This window comes from Candidatus Pelagibacter sp. uisw_098 (assembly GCF_059512505.1).
In genome coordinates, this window is record NZ_CM183454.1 from 608,753 (window position 1) to 624,879 (window position 16,127).

Below are 16,127 nucleotides of genomic sequence, written 5' to 3' on the forward strand. Positions count from 1 at the left end.
AATCTTAAATGAGTAAAATAATCAAAATTGCAGTTGATGCAATGGGTGGCGATGGTTCACCAAAAAAAGTTATCGATGGTATTAGTCATCATTTTAAAAGTAATAAAAATTCATTTTATCAAATCTTTGGTGATAAAGATAAAATTTTAACAAATATTGATAACAATATACCAACCTCTTCTTTTCAAATAATTCATACAATCGATGTGGTTAAAGACACTGATAGCCCTTTAGAAGGTGCTAAACGTGGAAAAAATACTAGCATGTGGTTAGCCATACAAAGTGTTAAGGAAAAAAAATCTGATGTAGTAATCTCAGCAGGCAACACAGGAGCATTGCTGGTTATATCAAAACTTAATCTTAAGATGATTGAAAATATCGACAAACCTGCTTTATCTGCATTATGGCCAAATAAAAAAGGAATGAGTGTTGTTTTGGATTTGGGAGCTAATATTGAATGTAGTCCAAAAAATTTGATTGATTTTACAATAATGGGTTCTTCGTTATTTAAATCTTTATATCCAGATGACAGTGCTAAAGTTGCTTTATTGAATATAGGTTCAGAAGAATTTAAAGGTAATGAAATTATTAAAGAAACTTATCAACAATTAAACCAAAGAAATAATCATGATTTTGAGTTCAAAGGTTATATAGAAGGTAACGAATTAATGAATGGAGATGTAAATGTTATTGTTGCTGATGGTTTTACTGGTAATGTTGCATTAAAAACAGCTGAAGGAACTGCAAATTTTATTACAAGTGAACTTAAAAAAGCAATGACAGGTAATATAATAGGTAAAATTTCATCTTTATTAAATATTTCAAATTTAAAGAAATTTAAAAAAAGATTAGATCCGCGACTATATAATGGCGCTATATTTATTGGTCTAGACTCCCCTGTAATTAAAAGTCATGGTGGCACTGATTATATTGGTTTTTCAAACTCATTAAGTGTTTGCACTAAGATTGTAAGTGGTAATTTAATAGAAAAAATTAGAAATAATATTAATTAATGAATAGAGTGAATTTAACAAAAAAAGACTTAGTAAACTCAGTTTATATGCAAATTGGATTTTCAAAAAATATCTCAGAAAATTTAATAGAAGATTTTTTAACAACAATTACAGAAAATTTAAAAAATGAAAAAAAATTAAAATTATCAAAATTTGGTACTTTCACCATACGTTCAAAAAAAAGCAGATTAGGTAGAAATCCCAAAACCAAAGAACAAAAAACCATATCTGATAGAGATGTTGTTCTATTTAAAGCTTCTAAAGAATTTAAAGATTTGGTAAATTCTAACAATGATTCATAAAAGTAATAAAGCTTATAAATCAATTGGTGAGGTTGCAAAAATTCTTGACCTTGTTAATGAAAAAAAAGGCACCCTAAATACCCATACTATTCGTTTTTGGGAAAAAGAATTTAAACAAATTAAGCCTAATATCTTAAACGGTAATAGACGATATTATAATAATGATACAATAGAGGTGTTGAGGAAAGTTAAATACCTCCTTAAAGATCAGGGAATGACAATTAATGGTGTTAAAAAAGTTCTTAATTCTAATAAATCTTTAAAACTTGACGAATTACCAAATAATTCTATAAATGCAGAATATAGTATAAAAAATAAACTCAAGAAGATTTCTGATTTAATAAAACAAATAAAAAATTTAAAATAATATGGCAAAAAAAACACACGTTAAAGTTAGACTGGTTCCAGAAGCTAAACCTGACAGTCCATATTTTTATTATGTTAAAAAACCAGCTGGTGGTGAAAAAGCTAAAGTTAAATTATCAGCAAAGAAGTACAATCCTGCTACAAGAAAACATGAGATGTTTGTAGAAAAGAAGTTACCTCCACACAGTAAATAGTATTACTTTTTTCTAAAATTTCTTTTTTCATAATCAATAAAAGACCAAATCATATTTTTCCATATTCTATTTGTAATTTTTGGGTCTATGTTAGTTTGTATTGATTTTTTTTTAATCTTTTTAAGGATAAAATTGATCCTTTTTTGATCAATTATTTCTTTCTTATGTATTTTTACTTTTAATACTTGATTAACTAGTGATGATCTTTTTTTGATTAATTTAAGTAAATCATTATCAAGTCTATCAAGCTTTATTCTTATCTGATTTAGTTTTATTTTATTAGTAGGCGACATTTATTCAATTGGTTATTAAGATAATTATTATAAGTATAATTTATGTTTGTAAATAGCGACAACTATATAAAATATTTAAAATTGTGGTTAATAACTTTATTTTCATTAATTATTCTCATGGTAGCAGTTGGTGGACTTACTAGGTTAACTGATTCAGGTTTATCAATCACAGCTTGGGAGCTCTTTACTGGAATACTTCCTCCTTTGAATATTAATGAATGGAATTTTTATTTTTCAGAGTACAAAAAAATACCTGAATATGAAAATATTAATTACGGCATGTCTTTAGATGAGTTTAAAATAATTTTCTATTGGGAATATGCTCATAGATTATTAGCAAGATTTGTTGGACTTTTTACATTGGTACCTTTACTTTTCTTTAGTCTATATTTTAAAAATACCCAACATTATTCCAATAAATATTATTTGATATTTTTTCTTGTGTGCCTTCAAGGATTCATAGGTTGGTATATGGTCTCTAGTGGATTAATTGAAAATAATGACGTTAGTCACTTTAGACTTAGCATTCATTTATCTTTAGCTTTATTCATCCTATGTTTAATTTTCTGGTATATTTTAGACATTTTTAAAACTAAAAAATTTCATAAAAGAATTCCAAATTTACTTTTATTATTCATACTCAAGTTGATAGTTTTACAGATTGTATTGGGTGCTTTTTTATCGGGTTTAGATGGGGGTCTAATCTATAATTCGTGGCCTGATATGAATGGCAGCTTTTTCCCAAATGACGTTGGTTATAACGATGTAATTAATACTCAATTATTTAACAACCCATCAATTGTTCAATTTCTACATAGAGTTACAGCTTATTTACTTTTATTTTTTATTATTATTTTAAATTATCTCTATATAAAAAATAATTATGGAACTAAAAATATTATACTATTTGATATTGCGATATTGGTTCAGATTTTTTTGGGAATTATAACTTTACTATCTGGTGTAGAGATTAAATATGCATCACTACACCAGTTAGGTTCAATTTTTGTATTAACTACTTATCTTGCAATTTTATATAAAAACTCTAACCAACAGCTTTAGTTTTATTAATGTCTTCAACATTATCTGTTCTCTTTAGAGCTTGTTCTAAATCTTCAATAATGTCGTCAATATGCTCAAGACCAATACACAGTCTTACATATCCTGGTGTTACACCTGAAGCTAAAAGTTCTTCTTCATTTAATTGACTGTGTGTTGTTGTTGCGGGATGTATTGCTAGACTTCTAGCATCACCAATATTTGCTACATGATAAAACATTTTTAAAGCTTCTATAAATTTTTTACCAGCTTCAATACCGCCCTTTAACTCGATACCAATTAAAGCACCATTTCCACCGCTTAAGTATTTTTTAGCTCTATTTCCAATTTCACCTTTGTATTGATTTGGATAAATAACTCTGGAAACTTCCGTATGTTTAACTAAATAATCGACAACTTTTTCAGCATTTGAGCAATGTTGTTTCATTCTTAAAGCTACAGTTTCAAGTCCTTGGATTAATCCAAATGCATTATCGGGAGATAATGCTGCACCCAAATCTCTTAATAAGACAACCCTAGCTCTAACTGCAAAAGAAACGTTCGCACCAGTTAACTCGGGTACTACTTTACCCCATACCGCACCACCATAACTTGCATCAGGTTCATTAAATAGTGGCTGCCTTTTAGGATCTGCTGTCCAATCAAAATTACCACCATCGATTAAAGCTCCACCTACAACTGTACCATGTCCACCTATATATTTAGTAAGTGAATAAACAACTATAGCAGCACCGTGCTCTAAGGGCTTACATAGAACGGGAGAGGCCGTATTATCCATTATTAGTGGTATGTTATATTTTCTACCTATGTCAGATACTTCTTTAATAGGAAAAACTCTTAAGTACGGATTCGGTAAAGTTTCTCCATAAAATGCTCTAGTTTTATCATCTATGGCTTTTTCAAAGTTTTTAGGATCAGCAGGGTCTGCATATCTAACTTCAATTCCAAGCTTACTTAAAGTGTGAGTAAATAAAGAAACAGTTCCACCGTAAAGGTCGGTTGAACTAACAATGTTATCTCCAGCTTGAGCAACATTCAAAATTGAAAATGTTGAAGCTGTTTGTCCTGATGATACTGTTAAGCTAGCTAACCCTCCCTCCAATGCAGCAAGTCTTTTTTCAAGTGCATCATTAGTTGGATTCATGATCCTTGTGTAGATATTTCCGAACTCTTTCAATGCAAATAAGTTTGCAGCATGCTCGGTATTATCAAACAAATAAGATGTTGTTCTATAAATTGGAACAGCTACAGCTTTTGTTGTTGGATCACTTCTATAATCACCACCATGTATGGCTATAGTCTCAGGGTTTTGTCTTTTTGTGCTCATCTTGATTCTCCTTTTTAGTACTTCTGCTAAATGCAAGGTGTACAATACAGTTCAAATGCACCTACCGATAATGTGGGTAAAAAATCCTTTTTAGCATATATTAGCCTGCAATAGGAACAAATCGGCTTGATTAAAATAGCATTAATAAGAGCTATTACAAGCTAAATATAAAATTGACTTTATATCTAATAATAGTATTAATCCTCGCACAATGACAAAATTTCTAAAACAAAGTGAATTAACTAGCAACTGGTTTGAAATAGATGCAAAAAATGCTGTAGTTGGTAGACTGGCATCTATAATAGCAATGATTGTTAGAGGAAAAAATAAAACTACTTTTACACCACATATGGATGATGGTGATTTTGTTGTGGTTAAGAATGTTGAAAAAGCAAAATTCACTGGAAAAAAATTTAAAGATAAAAAATATTATAGACACACTGGTCACCCTGGAGGAATTAAAGAAATAACTCCTGAAAAATTACTAGAAAAAAATAAACCTGGTGAATCATTAAAATTAGCAGTTAAAAGAATGTTGCCTGGTGGAGTACTAGGCAGAAAACAATTAACTAAAGTAAAAATTTATGCTGGTGAAGATCATCCTCATGCAGCACAAAACCCTAAACTTTTAGACTTAGGTAAATTAAACAGTAAAAATTTAATAAGAAATTAATATGGAAACAGCAGTCGTACCAACTAAAGTTGCTCCAAAAAAACCTAAAATAAAACTTGATTTTAAAGATAGCAAGTATGCAACGGGTAGAAGAAAAAAATCTATTGCAAAAATTTGGGTAAAAAAAGGTACTGGTAAAATTTATGTAAATGGCAGAACTATGGATGATTATTTCACTAGTGGCAGTCATAAAATGCAAATTACAAGACCATTTGAAATTATCAACCAAGCAACTGACTATGATGTTAGATGTAGTGTTGCAGGTGGTGGGCACACAGGTCAAGCAGGTGCAATGGTTCATGGTATTGCTAAAGCCCTAATTTTATTTGATTCGGAGAATAGAGCAATTCTTAAGACTGAAAAACTGAATACCAGAGACTCTAGATCTGTTGAGAGAAAAAAACCTGGTCGTAGAAAAGCTAGAAGAAGCTTCCAATTCTCGAAAAGATAATTCTTTTTTAACTCTAAACTGCTATAATAAAAAAATGCCTAAGCTTAATGTTTTAGTTGCTGGATCAACTGGTTATATTGGTGTTCAACTAATTAAATTATTAGTTAAACACAGTGATGTTAAGATAAAATATCTTTGTGGAAACTCATCGGTTGGGAAAAAAATCTCTAGTTATGAGAAATCATTAAGTTTAAAAAAATTACCAAAAATAGTTAAATACAATAAATCTTTCTTAAAGAATATAGATTTGATTTTCACGGCACTACCCAACGGAGAAGCGCAAGATATTTCAAATGATTTACTAAAGCACAATGTGTTAATTGATTTAGCTGCTGATTTCAGACTTAATAAAGCATCTGATTATTTAAAATGGTACAAACAAAAACATAAAGCTGTTAAAAATATTAAAAAGTCAATTTATTCATTACCAGAAATTAATAAAGACAAAGTGAAAAAATTCAATATTATTGGATGCCCAGGGTGCTACCCAACATCAATACTTTTACCTCTTATTCCCCTAGTTAAAAAAAACTTAATAAAAACAGATAACGTAATTATAGATTCTAAATCTGGATATTCTGGAGCGGGTAGAGGAGTTCATAATAAATATAAAGATAAAAACCTTTATGAGTCTTTAAGCGCTTATGGAGTTGGTTTCCATAGACACAACTCTGAAATTCAACAAGAAATTGACAATTATACTAAAAATAAATTTTCTTTTACTTTCACTCCTCATCTAACGCCTATGTTCAGAGGAATATTAAGTACAATTTATCTAGATCTCAATAAAGGTGTAAACATTAATAAATTAGAAAAAACCTTAAATGCTGAATATTCCAAAAGTAAATTCGTTAAAATTTTCAAAACAAATTCTTTGATAAGTACAAATGACGTTATTAACACAAATAATTGCTCTATAGCAATTTGTAAAACTAAGTATAAAAATAGAGTTATTATTTTATCTGCTATTGATAATTTAATTAAAGGTGGCGCTGGTCAAGCTATACAAAATATGAATATTAAATATGGTTTTAATGAAAAAAAAGGATTAAAATGAAATATTTTCTACTATTGCTAATTCTGATCTTATCAGCTTGCTCTTTAGATAAAAAATCGGTTTATTGGAACGAAGATCCTTTAAAAAAGTCTATAGAAAATAAAAAATTATCTACAATATTACAAAAAACTTCTGATTTTAAAACAATGACATTTGAGGAATTTAATATTTTCCTTAAAGATTATTCTGATAAGGCAGACTACCCTGACATCAATAATTAAATGAAAAATATAATAAACATTGCTGTAGTAGGTTTAGGTCAAGTTGGTATTTATTTGTTAAATGAACTTAATACTAAAAAAAAAGATATTGAGCTTAAAACTGGAAAAAAAATTAATGTTATTGCTGTTTCAGCAAGAAGTATTGTTAAAAAAAGAAGGTTTAAGATTAATAAAAAAATTTTTTACAAAAATCCACTAGAAATTTTTAATAAAACTAAAGTAGATATTTTATTTGAAGCTATTGGCTTATCTGATGGCATATCAAAAAAGGTTGTTGAAACTGCCTTAAAAAACAAGATACATGTAATTACTCCTAATAAGGCACTTATCTCAAAACATGGTGACTACTTGGCAAAATTAGCTGAGGATAATCAGGTTAACTTAGAATTTGAAGCATCAGTTGCTGGGGGAATTCCAATATTAAGAACTATCAAAGAAGGTCTTGCAACCAACAAAATTTCTAAAGTTTATGGAATTTTAAATGGTACATCTAACTACATTCTTTCAGAAATGGAAAACTCTAGTGATAATTTTGCCAATGTATTAAAGAAAGCTCAAAAATTAGGCTATGCTGAACCAGGAAATCCAAAATTAGACTTAAATGGTTTCGATGCTTTCGCAAAAGTAAGAATTTTATCTGCTCTTGCATTTAATGCTAAAATTTCAAAACACAAATGCTTAATGGAGGGTATTGAAAAAATTGAATTGAAAGACATAGAGATAGCCAATCAATTAAATTTACGTATTAAGTTGCTAGGTATTTCTGAACTTATTAACAATCAGCTTTTTGAAACAGTTCATCCGTGTTTAGTTAATAAAAATTCTTACATTGGTAATGTTGGTGGAGTTATGAATGCAGTTATTCTTGAAGGAAAACCAGTGGGTGAAAGTATATTACAAGGTGAGGGAGCAGGACCCGGACCTACTTCTTCATCATTATTATCAGATTTGCTCTCAATTTTAAGAGGCAATATTAAAAAACCCTTTGGTATTCCAAGTAATAAACGTCAATCTATCAAATGTTATAATGTTGATAATTATGTGAATTCTCTATATTTGAGATTTGAAGTTAAAGATAAACCTGGTGTTCTATCAACAATCACTAACAGATTAGCTAAGTATAAAATTTCAGTAAAAAGATTAATTCAAACTCCTGACAAAAAAAATAACAAAGCCACTATTGTTATTATTACACATAAAACTAATGAACTTAATTCTAAGAATTGTCTTTCTATTTTCAAAAAAGATAAAAATATCCTTAAATATCCTACGCTGATTAGAATCTACAATTAATGGATATATATTTAAAACTTTTTGAGGTTTTATTTCCTGTCTTTTTTGTAGTTGGTATTGGTTATTATTTAGGTAAAAATAATCCTAAAATTGACACTACTTTCATAACTACTTTTGCTGCGAATATTGGAACACCCGCAATGATTATATATGCATTAACGTCAACTAGTCTCTCTTTTGAGATATTTAAAGATTATTTTTGGTACTATCTGATTGCAATTGCAGCCTTTACAATTATTGGGGTTGTTTTTTTATTCTTCTTAAAAACTAAAGATATTGTTCGTGAGCTTCCACCTTTTATTATGCCCAATACTGGAAATATGGGATTACCTATATGCTTGTTTGCTTATGGATCTCAAGGTCTAGGTGTTGCCGCTGCTATTTCAGCTTTAATAATTCTATGCCATTTTACATTAGGTATTTTTCTTGCGGATAGAAAATTTGATTTAAGTGTGATCCTAAAAAACCCTCCCTTTTATGCAATCATAATTTCAGTAATTTTTTTGTATTTCAAAATAGAGCTTCCCGTCTTTATAGAAAATACAACTTTTCTACTAATGTATGCTACAATTTTTCTAATATTAATGTCTTTAGGAATTGCTCTTACTCGTTTTAAAGTTTTTTCATTTAAAAAAGCATTTATCTCATCGATAGGGAGGGTAATTCTTGGCCCGATAATTGGCCTTTCAATAATAAAATATTTTAATCTTTCTGGTTTTGCTGCTGGTGTTTTGCTTATTCAGTGTTCGATGCCTAGTGCTGTTTTAAATTATCTTTTAGCATCAATTTATTCGCCAAAAAAGATTGTAGATAGCGTTGCAAGTACAATTGTCGTTTCTACAATAATGTCTTTTGCTACTATTCCTGTAGTCGTATTCTTTGCTTTAAAGTACTTTAATTAAACTGTATCTATTGGCTTATGAAAGCCATCACATTTAACCTTTTAGCGTGGGTAATGCTTCCAATTATGGATGGCTTTGCTAAATATTTAAGTGCTGATATGCCAGTTTTACAGATCACATGGGCTAGGTATTTTTTTACAGTAGTATTCACACTTCCAATAATGTTCTTATTTTATAGAAAGCAACTTGTTTGGACAGATAAGCCTAAATTGCAGTTAATAAGAGGGCTTATATTGCTTTGTGCAAACATATGTTTCTTCTATGCGATATCTGTTATCTCTTTAGCTAAAGCTTTGACATTAGCATTTGTTGCCCCATTAATCGTTACAGCTTTTTCTCCAATTTTATTAGGCGAGAAGGTGGGTGTTCGAAGGTGGACGGCTGTAATTATCGGTTTTATAGGGTCTTTAGTGGTTATAAGACCTGGTTTTGTAGAGCTTAACTTGGCTAGTTTTGCAGCACTAGGAACTGGTGTGATGTACGGCTTTTATTTAATAATTACTCGTAAATTAAGCACCTCAGACAACCCTTTATTAACCTTATTATTAACTGGATTGGTTGGATTGGTTGCTGTATCAGGTTTAATGCCCTTTGTATGGGTTAACCCTAGCCCTTCACAGTGGTCTATGATGGCCTCTATAGGCGTTTTTGCCTGCATTGGCCACTTATTTCTTATATTATCACTTAAATATGCTGATGCTTCTAAATTAGCCCCATTTAGCTATTTCGAGATCATAACAAACATTGTTATAGGTTATTATTTCTTCAGCGATTTTCCTGACAATTGGACATTCTTAGGGTTGTTTATTATAGTAATAAGTGGAATCTACATCTCTAGAAGAGAAAGTTATATTAAATTATCATAATTTATGTGTTAATTATTTACTAATACTTAATATAATACATTAATATTACTAATTAAATCACTGTAATTATTAAATTTTATTATAAGTAAAAATATATCAATAGATAATAATTTTTTATATTATAAGTAAAATTATATGTCAAGTAAATTTACTAAATAGATGATCTCAAGCTAGAAAATCAAATAATTTAAGGTATTAAAAAGAATAGAAAATCAATTTATCAAATTAAACGTTTATTAATGAATGATTAATTATTATAAATCTTAAATAAGTATTGGTTTTAAATAGTTATTTTATATTACAGCTTATTTTTTGAATTTAATTTAATATTTGAAGGTAGAATAGGGGTCAAAAAAACCATTTAAAATGGTCTTTTTTAGCCTCTTTAGAAACGTTGCTATTGTTGACAAGTAGAGCAATGCAGTATGAGAATATGCCCTTTAAACGTCCATAGAGGACCTTATTTTAAGCAAAAGCCCATATGCAGTACAACTGAAGGATGCATTGTACCAATTAGTCTAAAATATGGATAAATAAAAAAAAAGTATTTAATAGCAATGCTTATAGGGAATTTATTAGGTAAAAAATCTTATTTTACGTAGACCTTTTCAGATCTCAATAATCGAATTTTTTCCTTTATTCCACCTTTTCCAGAGTATCCGCCGAGGCTTCCATCTGATCTGATCACCCGATGACAGGGTATTTTAGGTGGATAAGGGTTTTTACCCACTGCATTGGCAACAGCCCTGAATGCCTTAGGTTTTCCAATAGCTTTAGCAACTTCTAAGTAGGTCTTAACTTTACCTTTAGGTATTTTCTTCAAGTAATGCCACACTTTTAGCTGAAACTTAGTTCCCTTTAATTTCATAGAGCTCAAAACCTGTGTTATTGGCTATTTTATCATATAATTTCTTGGCATTTTGATTGCTAGAGTGGGTGATCCAACGAATTCCAGTCCAATTATTGGCTTTAGATAGTGATTTTAAGTGACTAATCAGCTTTTGAGCTATTTTTTGACCTCTAAAATCTGGCTCTACGAACAAATCGTCTAAAAACCCAATATATTTACCCTTAATTGGTCTTGGCATTGTTCTATAATGAGCAATAGCAACGATTTTACCCTCTAATTCAAAGCAAAGTCCATTAACATCGTGGCTTTGATCATGAATCCATCCCCAAAGAGTGTCTAAAACCCCAGTATTCATTGGGACTTTGTAGAAATCGGCATAACCATTGTATAATTTAGCCCAATTTTCCTTGTCTTTTTGCTCTAATTTTCTAATCATTTAGTTTAATTTATTATTTTAAGTCATTGAAATTAATAACTAAATACCCTTGCACTATCAATGTTAAGGTAATTTTCCTCATAAAAAAAGTTTTCCATTTTTTTACAAACACTTTTATATATATATTTTGTATGACTTACTTCAATGTGATTCGTGGTAGTTTTACCTCTTTCAACCTCCATTAAAATGCCTTTTAAGCCTATTTTCTTATAGAAATCAGGTCTAAGTCCTGAATCTTTATATTTCATAAATAACCCCTTTTTTTCGTCTTTGAAGCCTAAAGGAATAGCTATTTCTTCTATTATTTTTTGAATAACCTGGCTATCAGTGCCTTTAACATTGGATTTTTGAATTCTTTGATTTACTTCCTTTTGATTGAGGTAATCTTCAATTGTATTCGCTATTTTAAATATTTTTTTTAGCTCGGATTGGTTGATTTTTTTTTTGATGTATTTTGAAACTTTAATTATCATTAGGATAGATTATTGTTATTGACATTATAAATCATCTAATATATTACTAACGATAATTAATGATTATCAATAGTAAAATATATGAATAATATAATAACAGACATAAAAGCATTACAAGAAGAAACATTATTAAACCTAAAAAGTTCTAAGGCTAATAATACTGTAAGAGCTTATAAGTCAGATTTTAACGATTTCGAATTGTTCTGTGCTCAGAATGGATTTAAGTCTCTACCATCTGAACCAAAGGTAGTTTCTTTATATTTAACTCATTTATCAACAAAAGAAGCTAAAATGAGTACTTTAAAACGCAGATTGGTATCAATAAGTGTCATTCATAAATTAAAAGGCCATTATTTAGATACTAAACATCCTTCAATTATTGAAAACATTATGGGAATAAAAAGAAGAAAAGGTAGCGTTCAAAAAAGTAAAAAACCACTATTAATCAAAAGTTTAAAGCAAATAATTAATGTAATAGATCATCAAGATAAGGAAGAAATTAAGATATTTAGAGATAGATCCATAATCCTAATCGGTTTTTCAGGTGGATTTCGAAGAAATGAGATAGTTTCATTAGACTACGATGACCTAGATTTTGTTCCAGAAGGATTAAAAATCACTATTAAGAGATCTAAAACTGATCAATTTGGTGAGGGTTTTACAAAAGCACTACCCTACTTTGACAGCTCTCAATATTGCCCTGTTGTATCATTAAAAAAATGGATAGAATTATCAAAAATAAACTCAGGACCTGTTTTTAGAAGATTTATTAAAGGCTCAAAGTTATCAGAAAACAGATTAACAGACCAAACAGTAGCCTTGCTTATTAAAGAATATTTAAATTTGTCAGGTATAGATAGCAAAAACTATTCTGGTCATAGCTTAAGATCCGGGTTTGCAACCTCTGCAGCTGAATCGGGTGTAGAAGAGCGAAGCATTATGGCTATGACAGGCCACAAATCTACAGAAATGGTAAGAAAGTACATTAAAGAAGCAAATTTATTTAAAAATAATGCGCTTAATAAGATTAAAATTTAAATCTATCTGACGGGATTAACCCTAGAAAATTTAGAGAGTTTTCTCCAAAGTTTAGGAATAACGTTACTAAAATTATAAAAATGGTTTTGATAATTTTTAGTTTGGAATTTAAAAATCATTTCTAAAGATTTTTGTCCAGAATTGTTCGCCTCAAACCTTCCACCAATCATTAATGCGTCATATCCATAACCACTATTAAATAATTGAAATAAAGAGTCTGATGATAATTCACAATGAGGGTGATTTTTGTTAAAATCATTTATTTTTCTAAGTCCATTAAGATAGTCAAATTTTAAATAGATATTTAGATCATGGATATTAAATATAATATTATAATCTTTATATTTAAAAAAATTATATAAAAAAAACATGCTATTATTTTGCTTAGTTTTTTTTATAAAAGCATCTGCTATTTGAATAAGGGTTTCATAATTGGTTATTTTACTTGAAGATTCTTCAGGAACAATTTTCGTATAATCATTAAGATATTTTGTGATTGATAGAATATTATCTTTTTTACTTGTTAAATCCCATTTATCACCAGGGTAAAATGTTAATAATTTAGTATTAGGATTTTTTTGAGACAGATAATTTATAGTATGGTCAATTTTATTAATAGAATCGTTTAAATAAAAATTTTCTAAATGTGAAAAATAGCAGAAACTTGCAAATGGTACAAAAAAATTAGGTTTAAGTACTGAAATAACATGGCTTAAATTGTCCAAAATATCTTTAGATAAAGACATGCGATTATTTTTTTCAGATCTATTAGACTTTCCTATGGCATAACTAAACTGACCAAAAAGAATATCTACATCTCCCACTTTGTTTTTAATCTCATTTAATTCGTGTTCACTCTTAATATCGCAATCATTAAGATTCAAAATTTTTTTGTTATTGATAGTAATTAAACAAAATGAGTCTATATCCTGAAATGGAAATACTTTAATAAAAAAATTATCAGCTAATTTAATTGAATGATTTGATGAAGCTTCAATGACATTATTAGATATTTTACTAAGAAAATTTACGACTCTTTTATCTTTAGTTTTTTGAAAAATAAATTTTGCGTTATTATCAAATATTTTTAAATTAGGTGGATTAAAATGGTCTGGATGCTCATGACTAAACCAAACATAGTCAGAATTTTTAACAATATCCACTGAAACTGTAGGTGTTTTTACAAGTAGTTTCCAAGAGTTATTAAAAACCGATCCTTCAATCCACGGATCTACTGTTAATCTAGTATTATCTTTTTTTATTGAAAATGAAGAATGATTTATAAAGTTAAACTCAATCATAGAATTTAGATAGAAATTTTTTCACTTTATCTAGAAAATAAAATTTATGTTTATCTTTATAAAAGTATTTTTTTGATTCACCTTTTTTAATTACTGTGCAATTTTGAAAAAAATTAATATTCTTAACTAGTCCATCAAATTTTGATTTCTTGTAAAATGGTCTATCAAAATTTTCGTAATTAATAGAGTTTGTAAGTGATTTTAAATCTCTACTCATAAGTTAAACCAACTTTCTGGCCAAAAGTTTATATTGGATGATTGATTGATGTTTTTAGGTCTTACACAGGTTTTATCTTTATCTTTTGATAACCAAGAACCCCACCAATGAAAGGAAGTAGGACCAACAATAAAATTATTACATAGTGTAAGCAAATAGAAGTCTAAAACAGTTTTATTTTTTTCGTTGTCAATAAATATAAATTTTTTATTATCAAAATACTCACTTAGCCCTTTAAAATCATTGCTCCACAATAAAAAAATCGGGTTTTTAATCTTTTTTGGAAAATCTTTTATAGCCCTATAAATATACTCAATGTTATCCATTGTAAACTTATCTGATTTAGATTTAGCAATATTGCTATTATGATTATTTATTCTTTCTGAATATCTATTAGTTCTAACACAGACTGAAATAATCCTGTCTTTATTTTGCATAATAAAATTATGGTATTTATTATTTATAAGCATATCAGTATTGTTAATTTCAAATTCTTTTAATAAAAGCTCTCTATTTAAATTAAAATATTTTTCAGACTCATAATTCCCTTCTAAATAAACTATTTTTGATAAATTTTCAGTATTAATTGCTTCAAATTTAGTTTTTTTTTCAAATTTATCTTCGATAATAAATTTGTTTTTACCTGGTAATTTATCATATTTAATCAAAAATTTTCTTCTTATGTTTTTAAGAGATGTATTAAATTTGTATTTATCATTAACTATATTTGATGAAACATTGAAATTATTTAATTGATAAGATTTAATATCTTTTTTTTTAAAATATCCACTCTCATCATCAATAAATAATTCATATTTAATTTCCTTTGATAGATTAAAAGCGTTCGCATACATAAACATTTGATTACCTAAACCCTCAGCAATTCTAACAATTAGTTTGTTTTTCATAAATATTTTTTAATGTTGTATTTAATTTTACTGAAAAAATAAGGAATAATATTACTTAAATTTAAATTATGCTCCTGTAAAGGTCTTTCATATTTATTTCCTCTTTTTAAATAAAATTTTATGAAATAATCCATTGTCATTTTCCATTTAAGCAGAAATGTTAAGCGTCCATTGTTTCGATGAATATTTTTATTTTTTCTAGTAGTTAAAGATCCAAAATGGTAAACTCTTGATTTATTTACACCTTTAAAAATTCTCACACCTACTTTCCATAGCTTCATGTTTAAATCTGGGTCCGATCCAAATCCCGGATCGAATTCCTCACTAAATCCCCCTACTCTTTCCCATACATCTTTATGAATTATATGTGGTGCCCAATGACTACCTTGTAAATCATAAAAATTTAGTTTTCCAAAATTGGATAAAAGAACACTTTCATCAAAATCATTTATATTTTTTCCAACATCAAAAAAGATGTGATTAATCATATCTTTGTTTTTAGGGTAATGGCTTATTTGAGTTCCTGAGAGGTAAAATAGGTTGTTAGGTAAAATTTTAATTTCTTCAAATAGATAATAGTCCCATTTAGGTAAATAATACATATCATCATGTGAATATACTATATAATTTGTAGTGGCTTTTTTTGCTGCTATATTTACACCACTACACAATCCAACATTTGTATTTGTTTTGGTATAAGTGATTTTTGAATTAATTAAATATTGTTCACTTCTGATATCAATTCCATTTAAATGAACTATTATTTCATGATGAAAAAAAGAATTTTTTTTAATTGAATTTATGCACAACTGAAGATAATCAGAATTATCAATTGTCGGTATTATAATTGTAGATTTTCCTAACATAAAATATATGTATTATTATAA

General features: G+C 28.2%; 22 protein-coding genes and 1 riboswitch. Of the genes, 13 read left to right on the top strand and 9 right to left on the bottom strand.

Features of this window, described 5'->3' with window-relative positions:
• Positions 1 to 8: 8 nt before the first annotated feature.
• The 4 genes from plsX to rpmG are packed head-to-tail and all read left to right on the top strand — an operon-like array spanning position 9 to position 1,875.
• Positions 9 to 1,013: a phosphate acyltransferase PlsX gene (gene plsX / locus AC5YF9_RS03295; RefSeq protein WP_415304740.1), complete on the top strand. Its 1,005-nt coding sequence runs from the start codon at positions 9 to 11 to the stop codon at positions 1,011 to 1,013.
• Positions 1,013 to 1,315, top strand: coding sequence for an integration host factor subunit alpha (locus tag AC5YF9_RS03300; protein WP_415304741.1), 303 nt, complete (start codon positions 1,013 to 1,015; stop codon positions 1,313 to 1,315). The genes plsX and AC5YF9_RS03300 overlap by 1 nt, the downstream gene beginning before the upstream one ends.
• Positions 1,305 to 1,682: a MerR family transcriptional regulator gene (locus tag AC5YF9_RS03305; RefSeq protein WP_415304743.1), complete on the top strand. Its 378-nt coding sequence runs from the start codon at positions 1,305 to 1,307 to the stop codon at positions 1,680 to 1,682. The genes AC5YF9_RS03300 and AC5YF9_RS03305 overlap by 11 nt, the downstream gene beginning before the upstream one ends.
• A gap of 1 nt (position 1,683) precedes the next feature.
• Positions 1,684 to 1,875: a 50S ribosomal protein L33 gene (rpmG, locus tag AC5YF9_RS03310; RefSeq protein WP_415304745.1), complete on the top strand. Its 192-nt coding sequence runs from the start codon at positions 1,684 to 1,686 to the stop codon at positions 1,873 to 1,875.
• Between the two features lie 2 nt (positions 1,876 to 1,877).
• Here the strand turns inward: rpmG and AC5YF9_RS03315 are convergent, their stop codons facing one another.
• Complete coding sequence (locus AC5YF9_RS03315) at positions 1,878 to 2,168, bottom strand: chorismate mutase (protein WP_415304747.1); 291 nt, start codon at positions 2,166 to 2,168, stop codon at positions 1,878 to 1,880.
• Between the two features lie 81 nt (positions 2,169 to 2,249).
• Here AC5YF9_RS03315 and AC5YF9_RS03320 point away from each other — a divergent pair, with 81 nt between their 5' ends.
• Positions 2,250 to 3,230, top strand: a complete 981-nt coding sequence (locus AC5YF9_RS03320; protein WP_496169947.1) for a COX15/CtaA family protein — start codon at positions 2,250 to 2,252, stop codon at positions 3,228 to 3,230.
• On the opposite strand, the gene AC5YF9_RS03325 is transcribed toward AC5YF9_RS03320, so the two are convergent.
• The gene (locus tag AC5YF9_RS03325; protein WP_415304751.1) at positions 3,214 to 4,554 is read right to left on the bottom strand and encodes an O-acetylhomoserine aminocarboxypropyltransferase/cysteine synthase family protein; all 1,341 of its coding nucleotides are present in this window, start codon (positions 4,552 to 4,554) and stop codon (positions 3,214 to 3,216) included. The two genes, AC5YF9_RS03320 and AC5YF9_RS03325, sit on opposite strands and share 17 nt — an antisense overlap.
• Positions 4,555 to 4,558: 4 nt before the next feature.
• A riboswitch (SAM riboswitch) is annotated at positions 4,559 to 4,626 on the bottom strand.
• 139 nt (positions 4,627 to 4,765) lie between these two features.
• On the opposite strand from AC5YF9_RS03325, the gene rplM reads away from it, so the two are divergent.
• The 7 genes from rplM to AC5YF9_RS03360 are packed head-to-tail and all read left to right on the top strand — an operon-like array spanning position 4,766 to position 10,017.
• Complete coding sequence (rplM, locus tag AC5YF9_RS03330; protein ID WP_415304753.1) at positions 4,766 to 5,227, top strand: 50S ribosomal protein L13; 462 nt, start codon at positions 4,766 to 4,768, stop codon at positions 5,225 to 5,227.
• A 1-nt stretch (position 5,228) separates the two neighbouring features.
• The gene (rpsI, locus tag AC5YF9_RS03335; RefSeq protein ID WP_415304755.1) at positions 5,229 to 5,678 is read left to right on the top strand and encodes a 30S ribosomal protein S9; all 450 of its coding nucleotides are present in this window, start codon (positions 5,229 to 5,231) and stop codon (positions 5,676 to 5,678) included.
• A gap of 34 nt (positions 5,679 to 5,712) precedes the next feature.
• Complete coding sequence (gene argC / locus AC5YF9_RS03340) at positions 5,713 to 6,735, top strand: N-acetyl-gamma-glutamyl-phosphate reductase (protein ID WP_415304757.1); 1,023 nt, start codon at positions 5,713 to 5,715, stop codon at positions 6,733 to 6,735.
• Positions 6,732 to 6,956: a hypothetical protein gene (locus AC5YF9_RS03345; protein WP_415304758.1), complete on the top strand. Its 225-nt coding sequence runs from the start codon at positions 6,732 to 6,734 to the stop codon at positions 6,954 to 6,956. The genes argC and AC5YF9_RS03345 overlap by 4 nt, the downstream gene beginning before the upstream one ends.
• A complete protein-coding gene (locus AC5YF9_RS03350) occupies positions 6,957 to 8,249 on the top strand; it encodes a homoserine dehydrogenase (RefSeq protein WP_415304760.1) in 1,293 nt (430 codons plus the stop codon).
• The gene (locus AC5YF9_RS03355; RefSeq protein WP_415304762.1) at positions 8,249 to 9,151 is read left to right on the top strand and encodes an AEC family transporter; all 903 of its coding nucleotides are present in this window, start codon (positions 8,249 to 8,251) and stop codon (positions 9,149 to 9,151) included. The genes AC5YF9_RS03350 and AC5YF9_RS03355 overlap by 1 nt, the downstream gene beginning before the upstream one ends.
• A 17-nt stretch (positions 9,152 to 9,168) precedes the next feature.
• Positions 9,169 to 10,017 carry a DMT family transporter gene (locus AC5YF9_RS03360; protein WP_415304764.1) on the top strand — a complete coding sequence of 283 codons (849 nt, stop codon included), beginning with the start codon at positions 9,169 to 9,171 and terminating at the stop codon, positions 10,015 to 10,017.
• A gap of 589 nt (positions 10,018 to 10,606) precedes the next feature.
• On the opposite strand, the gene AC5YF9_RS03365 is transcribed toward AC5YF9_RS03360, so the two are convergent.
• Genes AC5YF9_RS03365 through AC5YF9_RS03375 form a run of 3 tightly spaced genes read right to left on the bottom strand, consistent with a single transcriptional unit; the run spans position 10,607 to position 11,776 of the window.
• A complete protein-coding gene (locus tag AC5YF9_RS03365) occupies positions 10,607 to 10,885 on the bottom strand; it encodes a methylated-DNA--[protein]-cysteine S-methyltransferase (protein ID WP_415304912.1) in 279 nt (92 codons plus the stop codon).
• Entirely contained in the window at positions 10,866 to 11,303 is a 438-nt protein-coding gene (locus AC5YF9_RS03370; RefSeq protein WP_415304766.1) for a GNAT family N-acetyltransferase, read from the bottom strand. The genes AC5YF9_RS03365 and AC5YF9_RS03370 overlap by 20 nt, the downstream gene beginning before the upstream one ends.
• A 32-nt stretch (positions 11,304 to 11,335) precedes the next feature.
• Entirely contained in the window at positions 11,336 to 11,776 is a 441-nt protein-coding gene (locus AC5YF9_RS03375; RefSeq protein ID WP_415304768.1) for a hypothetical protein, read from the bottom strand.
• A gap of 81 nt (positions 11,777 to 11,857) precedes the next feature.
• Between AC5YF9_RS03375 and AC5YF9_RS03380 the strand changes: the two genes are divergently transcribed.
• Positions 11,858 to 12,814, top strand: a complete 957-nt coding sequence (locus tag AC5YF9_RS03380) for a site-specific integrase (RefSeq protein ID WP_415304770.1) — start codon at positions 11,858 to 11,860, stop codon at positions 12,812 to 12,814.
• A 2-nt stretch (positions 12,815 to 12,816) separates the two neighbouring features.
• On the opposite strand, the gene AC5YF9_RS03385 is transcribed toward AC5YF9_RS03380, so the two are convergent.
• Genes AC5YF9_RS03385 through AC5YF9_RS03400 form a run of 4 tightly spaced genes read right to left on the bottom strand, consistent with a single transcriptional unit; the run spans position 12,817 to position 16,106 of the window.
• On the bottom strand, positions 12,817 to 14,115 hold the full coding sequence (locus AC5YF9_RS03385; protein WP_415304772.1) for an MBL fold metallo-hydrolase: 1,299 nt from the start codon (positions 14,113 to 14,115) through the stop codon (positions 12,817 to 12,819).
• Positions 14,108 to 14,332, bottom strand: coding sequence for a hypothetical protein (locus AC5YF9_RS03390; RefSeq protein WP_415304774.1), 225 nt, complete (start codon positions 14,330 to 14,332; stop codon positions 14,108 to 14,110). Before AC5YF9_RS03390 ends, AC5YF9_RS03385 begins: the two co-directional genes overlap by 8 nt.
• The gene (locus tag AC5YF9_RS03395) at positions 14,329 to 15,240 is read right to left on the bottom strand and encodes an alpha-1,2-fucosyltransferase (protein WP_496169948.1); all 912 of its coding nucleotides are present in this window, start codon (positions 15,238 to 15,240) and stop codon (positions 14,329 to 14,331) included. The genes AC5YF9_RS03390 and AC5YF9_RS03395 overlap by 4 nt, the downstream gene beginning before the upstream one ends.
• Complete coding sequence (locus tag AC5YF9_RS03400; protein WP_415304777.1) at positions 15,237 to 16,106, bottom strand: glycosyltransferase family 2 protein; 870 nt, start codon at positions 16,104 to 16,106, stop codon at positions 15,237 to 15,239. Before AC5YF9_RS03400 ends, AC5YF9_RS03395 begins: the two co-directional genes overlap by 4 nt.
• Between the last annotated feature and the right edge of the window lie 21 nt (positions 16,107 to 16,127).

Bases quoted from the DNA above. Each gene is read 5' to 3' on its own strand.
- plsX (WP_415304740.1), top strand. From the start codon at position 9: ATGAGTAAAATAATCAAAATTGCAGTTGATGCAATGGGTGGCGATGGT.
- AC5YF9_RS03300 (WP_415304741.1), top strand. From the start codon at position 1,013: ATGAATAGAGTGAATTTAACAAAAAAAGACTTAGTAAACTCAGTTTAT.
- AC5YF9_RS03305 (WP_415304743.1), top strand. From the start codon at position 1,305: ATGATTCATAAAAGTAATAAAGCTTATAAATCAATTGGTGAGGTTGCA.
- rpmG (WP_415304745.1), top strand. From the start codon at position 1,684: ATGGCAAAAAAAACACACGTTAAAGTTAGACTGGTTCCAGAAGCTAAA.
- AC5YF9_RS03315 (WP_415304747.1), bottom strand. From the start codon at position 2,168: ATGTCGCCTACTAATAAAATAAAACTAAATCAGATAAGAATAAAGCTT.
- AC5YF9_RS03325 (WP_415304751.1), bottom strand. From the start codon at position 4,554: ATGAGCACAAAAAGACAAAACCCTGAGACTATAGCCATACATGGTGGT.
- rplM (WP_415304753.1), top strand. From the start codon at position 4,766: ATGACAAAATTTCTAAAACAAAGTGAATTAACTAGCAACTGGTTTGAA.
- rpsI (WP_415304755.1), top strand. From the start codon at position 5,229: ATGGAAACAGCAGTCGTACCAACTAAAGTTGCTCCAAAAAAACCTAAA.
- argC (WP_415304757.1), top strand. From the start codon at position 5,713: ATGCCTAAGCTTAATGTTTTAGTTGCTGGATCAACTGGTTATATTGGT.
- AC5YF9_RS03345 (WP_415304758.1), top strand. From the start codon at position 6,732: ATGAAATATTTTCTACTATTGCTAATTCTGATCTTATCAGCTTGCTCT.
- AC5YF9_RS03350 (WP_415304760.1), top strand. From the start codon at position 6,957: ATGAAAAATATAATAAACATTGCTGTAGTAGGTTTAGGTCAAGTTGGT.
- AC5YF9_RS03355 (WP_415304762.1), top strand. From the start codon at position 8,249: ATGGATATATATTTAAAACTTTTTGAGGTTTTATTTCCTGTCTTTTTT.
- AC5YF9_RS03360 (WP_415304764.1), top strand. From the start codon at position 9,169: ATGAAAGCCATCACATTTAACCTTTTAGCGTGGGTAATGCTTCCAATT.
- AC5YF9_RS03365 (WP_415304912.1), bottom strand. From the start codon at position 10,885: ATGAAATTAAAGGGAACTAAGTTTCAGCTAAAAGTGTGGCATTACTTG.
- AC5YF9_RS03370 (WP_415304766.1), bottom strand. From the start codon at position 11,303: ATGATTAGAAAATTAGAGCAAAAAGACAAGGAAAATTGGGCTAAATTA.
- AC5YF9_RS03375 (WP_415304768.1), bottom strand. From the start codon at position 11,776: ATGATAATTAAAGTTTCAAAATACATCAAAAAAAAAATCAACCAATCC.
- AC5YF9_RS03380 (WP_415304770.1), top strand. From the start codon at position 11,858: ATGAATAATATAATAACAGACATAAAAGCATTACAAGAAGAAACATTA.
- AC5YF9_RS03385 (WP_415304772.1), bottom strand. From the start codon at position 14,115: ATGATTGAGTTTAACTTTATAAATCATTCTTCATTTTCAATAAAAAAA.
- AC5YF9_RS03390 (WP_415304774.1), bottom strand. From the start codon at position 14,332: ATGAGTAGAGATTTAAAATCACTTACAAACTCTATTAATTACGAAAAT.
- AC5YF9_RS03395 (WP_496169948.1), bottom strand. From the start codon at position 15,240: ATGAAAAACAAACTAATTGTTAGAATTGCTGAGGGTTTAGGTAATCAA.
- AC5YF9_RS03400 (WP_415304777.1), bottom strand. From the start codon at position 16,106: ATGTTAGGAAAATCTACAATTATAATACCGACAATTGATAATTCTGAT.